Below are 13,346 nucleotides of genomic sequence, written 5' to 3' on the forward strand. Positions count from 1 at the left end.
GTCCTGGCCCCGCCCGGGGATGGCGGCAGCTCCAAAGCCTGCGATTCGACGACGGCTTACTGTGTCAGCCGCGATGCCGCAAGAATTTGGCGGTCGGACGGCGGCAGGTCGAACCGGGGCTCGATTCCCAGCAGCGGCCCGATCCGGGAGATCACGTTGCCGGCGGTCGGCACCGCGTTCCAGCCCGAGGTGATGAAGCCGTAGGTCTCCTTCAATGCCTGCGGCTCGTCCAGCATGATCAGGAGCTGGTATTTGGGCTTGTCGGCGGGGATCACTGCGGTGAAGAGGGTCAGCACCTTCTTCTTGGCGTAGCGGCCGTTGATCACCTTCTCGGCGGTGCCGGTCTTGCCGCCGATGTAGTAGCCCTTCACGTCAGCCTTGCGCGCGGTGCCGATCTCGGCGTTCAGACGCATCAGATAGCGCATCTTTTCGGAGGTCTCCGGCTTGATCACGCGCTTGGCGACCTGCATCGCCTCCGCCTCGGTGCGCTTCATGAAGGTCGGCGGGATCAGATAGCCGCCATTGACCAGCGCGCTGACGCCCATCACGCCCTGCAGCGGCGCCACCGCCATGCCGTGACCAAACGCGATCGTGATCGTGTTCAATTCGCTCCAGCGCTTGGGCAGGATCGGCGAGGCACTCTCCGGCAACTCGGTGCGCAGCCGGTCGAACTGGCCCATCTTGCGCAGGAATGCCTTGTGGCCCTCGACGCCCTGAGTCAAAGCGATCCTGGCGGCGCCGACGTTGGAGGAGAAGGTGAACACCTCCTTCATGGTAAGGAAGCGGCCCTTCGGCTCGTCGTCGTGAATGGCGAACTTGCCGTAGTGCAGCGGCCCGCGTGCATCCCACAGCGAGTTGAGATCATACTTGCCGGTGTCGAGCGCCATCGCGAGGGTGAACGCCTTGAAGGTCGAGCCCATCTCGTACACGCCCGTGGTCAGGCGGTTGATCCGGTCTGGATCGTGCGCTTCCTTCGGGTTGTTGGGATCGAAATCCGGCAGCGACACCATGGCGATGATCTCGCCGGTCCTGACATTGACGACGAGACCGGAGGCCGCCTTGGTCTTGAACTTCTCCTTGGCCTTGAGCAGTTCGTCGCGCAGCGCATGCTCGACGCGTAGGTCGACCGACAGTTCAACCGGCCGCTGCAGTCGGTCGGTGGCGAAGCCGGCGCGATGCAGGTCGGCGAGGCCCTGATTGTCGAGCCACTTCTCCATGCCGGCGATGCCCTGGTTGTCGATGTTCACCAGGCCGATCAGATGCGCCACCTCGTTGCCGGTCGGATAGACACGCTTGTTCTCGCGCAGGAAGCCGATGCCCGGCAGGCCGAGGCGATGAATGTCCTGCTGCTGCTTCGGCGTCATCTCGCGCTTCAACCAGACGAAGCCCTTGCGCGACATCAGTCGGTCGCGGACCTCGCCCGTATCGAGATCCGGCAAGGTCGCCGTCAGTAGCTCGATCGCCTCGTCCTTGTCGATGAGGCGACGCGGCTCGGCGAACAGGCTCGGCGTCTTCACGTCGGTGGCGAGAACGGCGCCGTTGCGGTCGACGATATCGGGGCGCGCGGTGGCGATGGCGTCCTGCTGCGCGGCGCGCCGCGCGCTCGGACCATCCGAGCCGATCGCGAACATCACGAGGCGGCCGCCGATCACCGCGTAGACGGCGGCAAAGGCAATGATCGCGAGGCCGACGCGCGCGCGCGCCTTGGCAGTCCGATCGACATCGCGCCCATACAGCAGCGTGCGCACCAGACGTTGCCGCCAGGGTTCCTGCGGCTTGACGTCGGGCCGAAGCTGATCGGTCATTGCTGATCCTCCGGGCGACGCACTGACCCGGTCACGGGGGGCTCTTCGTTGATCGCGTCGATCGCATCGATCATCGATCCGATCGGATCCGGATTGTCCGGTCGCGCAAATCGCGGGGGCCGCTCCGGCAGATTCTTCAGGCTGTCGTATTGCGTGGCGTTGAGCGGCTTCAGCGGCAGATGCCGCTCGACCAGCCCTTGCAGCCGCAGCGGCGCGTCGAGCTTGGCCCATTCCGCGCGCAACACTGCGATGGCCTCGCGCTGCTCGCGGATCTCGGCGCGCAATTGCAGCACGCGCTCGACCCGTGCCGTGGAGTCCATCTTGATGCGATAGACATAGGCCGCCGCGAAGATCAGCGAGCAGATCACGACGAGGTGCAGGAGGCGCATCGGTCAGCCTCCTCGCAGGACATCGGCCAGCCGCGGCCAGGGCGAAGAAGATGCCGAAGCGTGCGCCGGCGCGGCCGTACGCTCGGCACCGCGCAGCTTGGCGGACCGCGCCCGCGGATTGGCGTCGGTCTCGGCCTCCGCGGCCACGACCGGCTTGCGGTTGAGCAGTTGGAAGCTCGGTGCCTCCTGCGCGATCTCGGGCAAATGGCGCGAGCCGCCGCCGGTTCTGCTGCGCTCGGCGAGGAACGTCTTGACGATGCGGTCCTCGAGCGAATGGAACGAGACGACCGCCAGCCGGCCGCCCGGTGCCAACACGCGCTCCGCGGCCGACAGCGCCTGTTCGAGCTCGTCCAGCTCCTCGTTGACGAGAATGCGCAACGCCTGGAACGTGCGCGTCGCCGGATGAATGTCGCCAGGCTTGGATCTCACCACGCGCGCGACGATGTCGGCAAGCTGCCGCGTCGTCGTGATCGGCTGTTCCTTGCGCGCGGCCACGATGGCCCGCGCCACGGCGCGCGAGTGCCGCTCTTCGCCAAAGATATAGATGACGTCGGCCAGAGCGCGCTCGGCAGCGTGGGCGACGACATCGGCGGCCGTCGGTCCCGTGCCGCCCATCCGCATGTCGAGCGGGCCGTCGAACCTGAACGAGAAGCCGCGCGCGGCGGAGTCGAGCTGCATCGAGGAGACGCCGACATCCATCACGACGCCGTCGACATGCGTGAGGCCTTGCGATGCACAGATGTCGGCCAAGGCCGAGAAGCGGTTCTCGACCAGTTTCAGGCGATCGCCCGCTTCGGCGAGGAGACCAGCGCCGCCGGCGATTGCAGTGCTGTCGCGATCGATCCCTATGACCCGTGTTCCCGCCGTCGCCAGGATCAGGCGCGTATAGCCGCCGGCGCCAAAGGTCGCATCGACGTAGGTTCCGCCGTCGCGCGGCGCCAGCATCTCGACCGCTTCGGGGCCGAGCACCGGAACGTGTCGCTGGTCAGCCGTACTCACGCGGCCGCTCCGCGAGCGCGCCGTTGCTTCAGACTGATTTTGGTCGGCAGCGAGCCCATCGCGCCTTCGATCCTCGCGCCCCGTCAACTCGCCAAGCCATCTCTCGGGACGCTCCGTCATCCGTGGAGCCGTCACGACATCAGCAGCACGATCCGGCCACGTCGAGACCCTCGATCCGACAGCAATCGCACGGCGCCGGAGCGCCCCGGAACCGCTTTCGATCGTAATCTGCCGTGCAGGACCTTGCATCGTGGCGGCTTGCCGTCCCGAAAGCCGGCTTGGCTCTTCACCACTCAGTAACGGCGTTTAGCGTTAACAAACCGTTGACGGTCTGTGGCGGATGTTAGGCACTTGGAGTGCGAAGCAGAGCCGGCGCGCCGGTCGGCCGACGTGCCGTCGCGATACAACGGTCGGCTCAATATCGAGGGCTCGCATGCGATTTCGATTGCGGCTGGGACATGTAAAAGAGTAGTGCCTGCCCATATCCGGTTTGAGCCATCGCCGCCGCCGTCCGCTTCGAGTCGTTCATGCCCAATCCCTCCGACAAGCCGGAATCGAAGCGTTCTCGTGCGCTGCCGATCCCCAAAGGCGTTGCCGACCTGCCGGTCTTTACGCCGGACTCGTCGGTCGCCTCCGACGTGATCCCGTCGGCCAATTTCGGCGAGCGCAAGGGTGGGCGCCAGCCGGACATGATCATTCTTCATTACACCGGCATGCCGGACGTCGAAGGGGCGATCACCAAGCTGTGTACCGCCGGCAGCGAGGTCTCCGCGCATTACGTCGTGCTCGAGGACGGACGCATCGTCCAGTGCGTCCCGGAGGCCTTGCGCGCCTGGCACGCGGGTCTCTCGTCATGGGGCGGCGAGGAGGACATCAATTCCTGCTCGATCGGCGTCGAGATCGTCAATCGCGGCCACGATTGGGGCTATCCGGATTTCCCACCGCGGCAGATCGCGGCGGTGATCGCGCTGTGCCGGGGCATCATGCTCCGCCGCAACGTCCCGGCGCATCGCGTGCTCGGGCATTCCGACGTCGCGCCCGCGCGCAAGAAGGATCCGGGCGAGAAATTCCCGTGGCATTCGCTGGCGAATTCCGGCGTCGGCCATTGGGTGCAGCCGGCCGCGATCACCAAGGGCGAGACGCTGAAGCTCGGCAGCATCGGCGACGACGTCAAGGGCCTGCAGAAGGCGCTCGCCAAATACGGCTATGGCGTGCCGATCACCGGCAAATTCGACGGCATCACCATGGATGTGGTCACGGCGTTCCAGCGACACTTCCGCCCCGAAAAGATCGACGGCATCGCCGACCGCTCGACCTTGTGGACGCTGCATGCGCTGCTGACGAGCCTTCCGGCCGAGGATCAGGCGCCGCGCGCCTGACGCGTCAGGCCTCCGCGTCGAGCTCCCCGAGCCGGCGTGCATAGAGACGCCTGAGCGGCGCGAGCTGCGTCGCTGCGCTCGCCTCGCGATAGGCCGCGCTTGCCTCGTCGCGCCGGCCGAGCCGCCGCAGGAGGTCCGCCCGCACTGCCGGCAGCAGATCGTACTGCTTCAATCCGCCACGGGCGGCCAGCGCATCGACCAGCGCCAGCGCCCGCGCCGGGCCGTCGACCATCGAGACAGCGGCTGCATGATTGAGCTCGATCACCGGCGATGGTGCGATCCGCAGCAGAACCTCGTAGAGGCCGACGATCTGCCGCCAGTCCGTTTCAGCGTAACTGGACGCCTGGGCATGAAGCGCGGCGATCGCCGCCTGGACCGTGTAGGACTGCGGCAGCCCCTTCATGCCCAGCGCCTGTTCGACCAGCCCCAGCCCTTCGGCGATCTGCTCGCGATTCCACAGCGAGCGGTCCTGCTCCTCCAGCAGGACGATGTCGCCCGCCGCATCGGTTCGGCCGGCGCGCCGCGCATCGTGCAGCAGCATCAACGCGAGCAGGCCCTTGATGTCGCGCGCCTCCGGCATCAAGCCAAGCAGCAGCCGACCCAGCCGGATCGCCTCGCGCGCGAGATCCTCGCGAATCAGCTCCGTGCCGGAGGTCGCGAGATAGCCCTCGGTGAACACCAGATAGATCACGGTCAGGACGCCGCGCAGCCGCTCCTCGAGCGCGTCGCGTCCCGGCACCTCATAGGGAATGCCGGCAAGGCGGATCTTCTGCTTGGCGCGGACCAGGCGCTGCGCCATCGCCTCCTCGCCGGTGATAAAAGCGCGGGCGACCTCGGCGGTGGTGAGGCCGCAGACCGTGCGCAGCGTCAACGCGACCTGGACCTCCGGCGCGAACGACGGATGGCAGCAGGTGAAGATCAGCCGCAGCATGTCGTCGTCGAGATCGGCCGGCGCGTCGGCGTCGTCGTTGGCGGCATCACGCTCGATCGCATGAACGATCTCCGCCTCCTTGTCGCGAAAATTGCTCCGCCGCCGGATGCGATCGATGGCCTTGTTGCGGGCGACATTGACCAGCCACGCCCGCGGGTTGGCGGGAGCGTCGGACCCCCGCCATTTGAGCAGCGCCGCAGCGAACGCATCCTGCAGCACGTCCTCGGCCAGATCGAAGTCACCGACGAGCCGGATCAAGGTCGCGAGTGCGCGGCCGGCCTCATCGCGGAACACCTTGTCGATCGCATCGGGCGTCATCGGTGACCTTCTCGGCAGCGAGCCGCACCGGTCTCAATGATTGTATTGCCAGACCGGCCGCACCTCGATCGAGCCGAGCCGGGCGCCGGGAATCCGCGCGGCAATCCCGATCGCCTCGTCGAGATTCTTGGCCTCGATCATGTAGTAGCCGCCGAGCTGCTCGCGGGTCTCGGCGAACGGACCGTCGGTGGTGAGGATCTTGCCGTCCCGCACCCGCACGGTGGTCGACGTCGTGGTCGGCTGCAGCCGATCGCCGCCCTTGTAGTTGCCGCTCGAGATGATGGACTGGGTGAAGGCCTGATATTCCGCCAGCATCTTCCCTTCGGCCGCCTTCTCCATCTTCGCGTATTCGACCTCGTTCAGATAGATCATCAACAGATACTGCATCGGACTTGCTCCTCATGTTCGGCTGGATCGCCGACATCCAGTCGAACGGCGCCGACATGGAACGACACGCGAAGGATAATATTTTTCGCCGGCATGGCGATGGCTTGACGTGCTGCTCGGAAAGCCCCATTCAGGCCGCATCAGTCGGCCGGACGGCCGCTCCGGCAAGCGCCGAAAGGCCGCCGGGGAGGAAAGTCCGGGCTCCATCGACATGCGGTGCCGGATAACGTCCGGCGGGGGCGACCCCAGGGACAGTGCCACAGAGAACGAACCGCTTCCTCCCACGAGGGAGGCAAGTAAGGGTGAAAAGGTGCGGTAAGAGCGCACCGCGGGGCCGGCAACGGAACCGGCATGGTAAACCCCACCGGGAGCAAAACCGAATAGGGACGGCCACGCGGAGACAATCGTCCAGGCACTTTGTGTCAGGCGATGACGTCCGCGGGAGCGATGTCAGGCTCGCCGTCCGGGTAGGTTGCCCGAGGTCACGCGCAAGCGCGATCCCAGAGGAATGGCCGTCGCGTATCGTCATGCGCAAGTGTGGCGGTGCCCTACAGAACCCGGCTTACAGGCCGGCTGATATGTTCATGAGGGGCTCGGCGCCGACAGCGCCGGGCCCCTCACCATTTGTGTTATCCCGCCGCCGAGAGCTGGCCGAACTCGATGGCCTGCCGCTCGAACAGGCTGCGATAGAGTCCGCCAGGCTTGCCGACCAGCGCGGCGTGGCTGCCCTGCTCGACGATGCGGCCACGATCGAACACCAGGATGCGGTCGAGGCTGCGCACAGTTGCCAGCCGATGCGCGATCACGATCGCGGTCCTGCCCTTCATCAGCCGCTCCATCGCCTCCTGGATCAGCGCCTCCGATTCCGAATCCAGGCTCGAGGTCGCCTCGTCCAGGATCAGCACGCGCGCATCCGCCAGGAGCGCGCGCGCCAGCGCCACCCGCTGCCGCTCGCCGCCCGACAGCTTGACGCCGCGCTCGCCGACGAGCGTACCGTAGCCCTTCGGCAGCCGCGTGATGAACTCATGCGCGTTCGCAAGCCGCGCCGCCTGCTCGATCTCCGCCTGGCTGGCGCCCGGCCGGCCATAGGCGATGTTCTCGGCCAGCGAGCGGTGGAACAGGATCGGCTCCTGCTGCACGATCGCGATCTGGCTGCGCAGCGAGTCCTGCTTCGCATGGGCGATGTCCTGCCCGTCGATCAGGATCCGGCCGCCGCTCACGTCGTACAGCCGCTGTACCAGCTTGACGAAGGTCGTCTTGCCGGAGCCGGAGCGCCCGACGAGGCCGATCCGTTCGCCCGGCCGGATGTCCACCGACAGCCGATCGTACAGCGGCGCACGATGGCCGCCATAATGGAACGTCACCGCATCAAACACGATGTGGCCGCCCGTCACGGCGATCGGCCTGGCATCGGCGGCATCGACGATGCCGATCGGCTCGCCATGGATCGCCACCAGCTCGTCCATGTCGTTGACCGCACGCTGCAAGTTGTTGATGTGCATGCCGACGTCGCGCAGATAGGCATGGATCACGTAGTAGCTGGTCAGCACATAGGTGACGTCACCCGGCGAGGCCCTGCCCGCCATCCACAGCAGCACGGCGCCGCCGATCACCGAGGAGCGCAGGCACAAGAGCACGCCGAGCTGCACCGCAGCCGTGGTGTTGTAGCGCAGCCAGGTGCGGTTGACGCGCCGGGACCAGCGCTTGACGACGCGCATCAGCCTGAAGTCCTCGCGCGCCTCGGCGCCGAACGACTTCACCACCGCATTGCAGCTCAGCGCGTCCGCCAGGGTGCCGCCGACCTTGGTGTCCCAGGCATTGGAGATCCGTGCGGCCGGCGCGATGTAGCGGGTTGAGAACGCCACCGTCATCGCGACGTACAGCACCGCGCCGACGGCGATGACCCCACCCAGCGCGCCCCAATGCAGGCCGAGCAGCACCATCGAGCCCAGCAGCACCGACAGCGACGGCAGCAGGGCCAGCAGGATAGTGTCGTTGTAGAGGTCGAGCGCCCACATTCCCCGGGTGATCTTGCGCACCGTCGAGCCGGCGAAACTGTTGGCGTGCCAGTCGGTCGAGAACCGCTGCACGCGCACGAAGGCGTCGCGCGCCACGTCGGACATGATGCGCAGGGTGAACGGCACGATCAGTTGCAGGCCCGACAATCGCAGCACGATCGAGGCGAAGCCCAGCGCGACGATGCCGGCGAATGCCACCAGCGCGGCATGTCGCGCATCGCCGTTTGCCGGGCCGAGCGTCAGCGCATCGACGAGCTTGCCGGAGAACACCGGCATGAACAGGTCGGCGGCGGTGGCGCCCAGCAGCGCGCATGCAATGCCGAGGGTCATGCGCGGCTGCTTCAGCCAGTGGCGGAACACGAACGGCATCACGACGCGGATGGCGGCGGGACGCTTGTCGGCCTTCAGGCCGGAGACGTCGACGGTCATGGCATCATCCGGCCGCGCGCGCAGCGCCAGCCGGCTCCAAATAATGCAGACGTGACGCGGCGCGCGGTCTGCGGATGAGTAATCAGGCGTTGGGAAGTTAGGCGGTGGTGCTCAAAGCGAGCGGCCGAACACCAGAACAGGCATCGAGCGGGTGCACGCGATCTGCAGATGCGATTCAGTCATGCAAATCTCCCCGGTTCGAGCGACAATTCTTGTTCCATACCATCGAGGGTATGATCTGGCAACCCGCAGGCGCCCGCGGGCCGCTCACGTCAATGTGCGTCGCCGCCGCCGGCCATCGGCGAGCTCGGCTTGTTGAGCAGCATCACCATGAAGCTGAGCGCGATGTAGAAGCAGGTCAACATGAAGAACGCATCGCCATAGCCCATCACCACCGCCTGCCGGTGCACGATCTGCGACAGCTGCTTCATCGCCATCAAGGCCGAGTCGCCCATCCCCTGCAGCTTCTGCTGCAGCATGTTGAGGGTCTCGACCGCGGTGGCATTGCCCCAGTTGACGCGCTCGTGCAGGCGGGAGATGTGCAGGTCGGTGCGGTCGTTCAGCACCTGGTTGATCACGGCAAGGCCGACGGCGCCGCCGAGATTGCGCATCAGGTTGAACAGGCCGGAGGCGTTCTTGACGCGGTCGGGCGCAAGCGTGCCGAGCGCGATGTTGTTGGTCGGCACCATCGCGAACATCATGCCGACGCCGCGCAGCACCTGCGGCAGGAACAGTTCCCAGAAATCGTAGTCGCGGGTGATGCCGGTCATCTGGTAAGAGCCGATCGCGAAGATCACGAGGCCGAACGCGATCATCAGGCGCATGTCGACCTTCAGCATCAGCCGACCGACCACCGGCGCCATCAGGAACATGGTGACGCCGGAAACGAACATCGTCTCGCCGATCATCAGCGCACTGTAGCCGCGGACCTCGGCGAGATAGCGCGGATAGATGTAGGTCAGGCCATAGAGGCCGATGCCGATGCAGAACTGCAGCAGGCAGCCGACCGCGAAGTTGCGGTTGCCGAACGCGAAGAGGCCGACGATCGGCTCGTCGGCCGTCAGCACCCGCCAGAAGAAGCACACCGCCGAGACGGCACAGACCGCAGCGAAGATCGCGACCGAGGTGTCCTGCAGCCATTCATATTGCGGCCCCTCCTCCAGCACGTATTCGAGCGAGCCGAGGAAGCCGGCCATGAACAACAGGCCCCACCAGTCGAAGCGATCGAGCAGCTCGAAATGCGGCTCGTCGAAATCGACGAGCGCCAGCACGCCGATCGTGATCAGGATGCCCGGCGGGATGTTGACGAAGAACAGCCAGTGCCAGGACATCGCATCGGTGATGTAGCCGCCGACGGTCGGGCCCACCGTCGGCGCCAGCGTGGCGACGAGGCCGATGATCGGACCGACGATGTGGAATTTGGTGCGCGGAAACACCGTGTAGGCCGAGGCGAACACGGTCGGGATCATGCCGGCGCCGAGGAAGCCCTGCAGAGCGCGCCACAGGATCATCTGCTCGATCGAGGAGGCGAAGCCGCACAGGAAGCTGGAGATGGTGAAGCCGGCCGCCGAGATCGCGAACAACAGCCGCGTGCCGAGCGCGCGCGACAGGAAGCCGGACAGCGGGATCGCGATCACCTCGGCGATCAGATAGGCGGTCTGCACCCATGACACTTCGCTGGAGCTTGCCGACAAACCCGCCTGGATCTCGGTCAGCGACGCCGACACGATCTGGATGTCCAGGATCGACATGAACATGCCGAACACCATGATCAGGAACGCGATCAGACGCCGCGGCGCGATGCGGTCGGACGGCGCCGCCGGCGCGCTCATGGTGGGGTTGGCTGTGGTGGCGGTGGCCATGGTCAGTTAGTCCGCTTGGATCGAGGACCGCGCCGCATTCCCGGTGCGCTCCCCTCCCCCTTGTGGGGAGGGGCTGGGGGAGGGGGCCCACAACGGCGGTCTCGCCCGGAGTACCCCCCTCCCCAGCCCTCCCCCACAAGGAGGGAGGGAGCTGACTTCCGATGACGCGACAGCTCGTGCCCTCGCATCAGTTCAAAATACTTTCCCTGTCCAACTACTTCCCCTGCACCGTCGCCGATGCGTCGAGGTCGGCGTCGGTGTCGGCATCCTTGGCGTCGGTGGTGTCGACGGTGACGTAGACCGACATGCCGGCGCGCAGCAGGTTCTGCCGCGCCACATCCTTCGGCACGCGGATGCGCACGGGCAGGCGCTGCACGATCTTGGTGAAGTTGCCGGTGGCGTTATCCGGCGGCAGCAGGGTGAACACCGAGCCCGAGGCCGGCGAGATGCTGTCGACCACGCCCTTGAAGCCGCGCGCGCCATAGGCGTCGACCTTGATCGTGACCGGGTGGCCCGGACGGATGCGCCGGAGCTGGGTTTCCTTGAAGTTCGCGTCGATGAAGACCTCGTCGAGCGGCACGACGTTGCCGAGCCGCTGGCCGACCGCGATGAAGTCGCCGGTGTTGACGAGGCGGTTGGAGAAGGTGCCGTCGACCGGCGCGCGCACGGTGGCGAATTCGAGATCGCGCTCCGCCTTGGCGAGCGATGTCTTGAGCTCGGCGAGCTGCGCCTGGGCCTCGACCTGCTGCGCCTTCGTCACCTCGACATTGTCGCGCGCGGCGTCGTACGCGGCGCGGGCGGCGCGGACCGCGGCCATGCCCTGGTCGCGCGCGGCTTCCGACTGCTCGAAGGTCGCGTGCGAGGCAAAGCCCTTGCTGCTCAGCGCCTGCTGGCGCTCATAGTCGAGCCCGGCGCGCTTCATCGCGGCTTCGGATGAGGTGAGATTGGCCTGCGCCTGCTCGGCGGCGCTCTGCTGCGCGGCGACCTGGCGGCCGATGCGCGCGATCGTCGCCTCCTGCGTGGCGATCTTGCTGCGGGCGGCGTCGACCGCGATCTTGTAGTCGCCGTCGTCGATGCGGAAGATCACGTCGCCCTTGCGGACCACCGAATTGTCGCGCGGCACGATCTCCTGGATGTGCCCGGAGACGCGCGCGCCCAGCATGGTGTTGTTGGCGCGGACGTAGGAATCGTCGGTCGAGACCATGAAGCGGCCGACCAGATAATAGTGCGTGGCATAGCCGGCGGCGGCGAGCGCGAGCAGCACGCCGATGCTGGCCAGCACCCGCTTGCGCTTGCCGGATTTCGGAGCCGCGGCGGCCACGGCCTGCGGCTTCGCGCCCGCGGGAGCGCCGGCCGGCGCGGGCCGTTCGGATGGAGCCTCGGTGCTGACGTCGGCCTTCAGGTCGCCAGGCTTGGCATCAGCAGGCTTGCGCTGCGCCGTGTCGCTGGCCTGCGGCCGGACCGGCTCAGACCTCGTCTGTTCCGGCGCTTCATCAGCGTCCGGACGGCGCGCCCGTACAGCCTGGTCTCTCGCAGCGGCCATCAGAGACTCCCACCCATGACAGCGGGGCCACCCAGGCCCCGAAAATTCCGACCGAACCGTTCGGTCAATCCACATCTACCATTGACCGAACCGTTCGGTCAATCTATATCTTCGCTACCGCAACATATCCGCGCAGATGCTTTTGTGACGTTGGCACCGGCCAAATCTTCGGGAACAGCCTAAACCAATGATTGAGCCGGACCACACCACCACCCAGGCGACGTCGGACGACGATTCCTCGAAGCGCCGGCAGATCCTCCAGGGCGCCCGCAAGGTGTTCATGGACCTGGGTTTCGACGGCGCCAGCATGGGCGAGATCGCGCGCGTCGCCGGCGTCTCCAAAGGCACCCTCTACGTCTACTTCGCCGACAAGTTCCGCCTGTTCGAGGCGATCGTCGAAGAAGAGAGCGTGCATCGAGGTGCCTCGAACTTCAGCTTCGATCCCGCCCGCGATGCCGCGACCGTGCTGTACGAGTTCGGCACCGCCTGGATCGCGGTCGTCTGCCGCCCCGGCGGCGGATCGGCGATCCGCACCGTGATGGCGATCGCCGAACGCATGCCTGAGGTGGGACGGCGCTACTATGATTGCGTCATCGAGGGCACGATCGGCCGGCTCGCCGCCTATCTGCAGGCCCGCGTCGATGCCGGGGAGCTCGCCATCGACGATTGCCACCTCGCCGCATCGCAATTCCAGCTGATGTGCCAGGCCACGCTGTTCCTGCCCTTCATCTTCCAGGGAGCCCCCGCCCCCTCGCCCGACGAGACGCACAAGGTGGTGGCGAGCGCCGTCCGCATGTTCCTCGCGACCTACGGCATCAAGAGTTGAGACGCCGCTGACCGCCGCGATGCGCGCGCCGATGTCGGCACAACGGATATCGGCGCCAGACATGTCAGCCCGAGATATGTCAGCATGAGACATGCGCTCTCCTTCTCGCGGCTGGTGACGCCCGAGCTTTGCAATCGGATCACCCTCTGATCGATCGGAGGGTGCAGGGAAGGCCGGGCGCTGGCCGCGCCCGTGGCCCGCCTGCTCAAAAAAATGCAGGCGGCAGGTACCACAGGTTCAGCCGAGATCACCCGGCCCTCCCTGCGCGATGGGTTTAACGGCTGCTCCGTGCTCTTGTGTGTTCGAAACCTGCCAGAATGTGCGAACGGGCGGTTCTGACCAACCGCCCGTCGCTGGATCTGAGCCCGATCGTGCTCAAAGGCCCTAGAGCCTGTCGGGGAGCGTGGGACAGGTCCGGTGTCTTCCTTCAACCCGAACAGTTGCACGGGCTTCGAGCCCG

10 protein-coding genes and 1 other RNA gene are annotated in these 13,346 nt (G+C 66.4%); 3 read left to right on the forward strand and 8 right to left on the reverse strand.

What is annotated here, in order from left to right; all coding sequences use genetic code 11:
- Positions 1–56: 56 nt before the first annotated feature.
- Genes ACQR1X_RS30610 through rsmH form a run of 3 tightly spaced genes read right to left on the reverse strand, consistent with a single transcriptional unit; the run spans position 57 to position 3,193 of the window.
- Positions 57–1,805 carry a peptidoglycan D,D-transpeptidase FtsI family protein gene (locus ACQR1X_RS30610; protein WP_434839311.1) on the reverse strand — a complete coding sequence of 583 codons (1,749 nt, stop codon included), beginning with the start codon at positions 1,803–1,805 and terminating at the stop codon, positions 57–59.
- Positions 1,802–2,194, reverse strand: a complete 393-nt coding sequence (ftsL, locus tag ACQR1X_RS30615; RefSeq protein WP_315713444.1) for a cell division protein FtsL — start codon at positions 2,192–2,194, stop codon at positions 1,802–1,804. The genes ACQR1X_RS30610 and ftsL overlap by 4 nt, the downstream gene beginning before the upstream one ends.
- 3 nt (positions 2,195–2,197) lie before the next feature.
- On the reverse strand, positions 2,198–3,193 hold the full coding sequence (gene rsmH / locus ACQR1X_RS30620; RefSeq protein ID WP_316181708.1) for a 16S rRNA (cytosine(1402)-N(4))-methyltransferase RsmH: 996 nt from the start codon (positions 3,191–3,193) through the stop codon (positions 2,198–2,200).
- Between the two features lie 527 nt (positions 3,194–3,720).
- On the opposite strand from rsmH, the gene ACQR1X_RS30625 reads away from it, so the two are divergent.
- Entirely contained in the window at positions 3,721–4,572 is an 852-nt protein-coding gene (locus tag ACQR1X_RS30625; RefSeq protein WP_315802108.1) for an N-acetylmuramoyl-L-alanine amidase, read from the forward strand.
- A 4-nt stretch (positions 4,573–4,576) separates the two neighbouring features.
- Here ACQR1X_RS30625 and ACQR1X_RS30630 read toward each other — a convergent pair whose 3' ends face one another.
- Together ACQR1X_RS30630 and ACQR1X_RS30635 are read right to left on the reverse strand one after the other, a co-directional pair.
- Positions 4,577–5,821: an RNA polymerase sigma factor gene (locus ACQR1X_RS30630; RefSeq protein WP_434900223.1), complete on the reverse strand. Its 1,245-nt coding sequence runs from the start codon at positions 5,819–5,821 to the stop codon at positions 4,577–4,579.
- 33 nt (positions 5,822–5,854) lie between these two features.
- Complete coding sequence (locus tag ACQR1X_RS30635; protein WP_315802106.1) at positions 5,855–6,208, reverse strand: YciI family protein; 354 nt, start codon at positions 6,206–6,208, stop codon at positions 5,855–5,857.
- A 140-nt stretch (positions 6,209–6,348) separates the two neighbouring features.
- Between ACQR1X_RS30635 and rnpB the strand changes: the two genes are divergently transcribed.
- Positions 6,349–6,789: RNase P RNA component class A (gene rnpB / locus ACQR1X_RS30640), an RNA gene on the forward strand.
- A gap of 48 nt (positions 6,790–6,837) precedes the next feature.
- On the opposite strand, the gene ACQR1X_RS30645 is transcribed toward rnpB, so the two are convergent.
- The 3 genes from ACQR1X_RS30645 to ACQR1X_RS30655 form a co-directional block, all read right to left on the reverse strand.
- Positions 6,838–8,655 (reverse strand): ABC transporter ATP-binding protein, encoded by a 1,818-nt coding sequence (locus ACQR1X_RS30645; RefSeq protein ID WP_434900224.1) that lies wholly within the window; start codon positions 8,653–8,655, stop codon positions 6,838–6,840.
- Between the two features lie 272 nt (positions 8,656–8,927).
- Positions 8,928–10,517, reverse strand: a complete 1,590-nt coding sequence (locus ACQR1X_RS30650) for a DHA2 family efflux MFS transporter permease subunit (protein WP_434900225.1) — start codon at positions 10,515–10,517, stop codon at positions 8,928–8,930.
- A gap of 214 nt (positions 10,518–10,731) precedes the next feature.
- The gene (locus tag ACQR1X_RS30655) at positions 10,732–12,060 is read right to left on the reverse strand and encodes an efflux RND transporter periplasmic adaptor subunit (RefSeq protein ID WP_434900226.1); all 1,329 of its coding nucleotides are present in this window, start codon (positions 12,058–12,060) and stop codon (positions 10,732–10,734) included.
- A 187-nt stretch (positions 12,061–12,247) separates the two neighbouring features.
- On the opposite strand from ACQR1X_RS30655, the gene ACQR1X_RS30660 reads away from it, so the two are divergent.
- Positions 12,248–12,886 carry a TetR/AcrR family transcriptional regulator gene (locus tag ACQR1X_RS30660; protein ID WP_434900227.1) on the forward strand — a complete coding sequence of 213 codons (639 nt, stop codon included), beginning with the start codon at positions 12,248–12,250 and terminating at the stop codon, positions 12,884–12,886.
- Positions 12,887–13,346 lie beyond the last annotated feature (460 nt).

The sequence above is a fragment of the Bradyrhizobium sp. HKCCYLRH3073 genome (genome assembly GCF_051167995.1).
GTDB lineage: Bacteria > Pseudomonadota > Alphaproteobacteria > Rhizobiales > Xanthobacteraceae > Bradyrhizobium.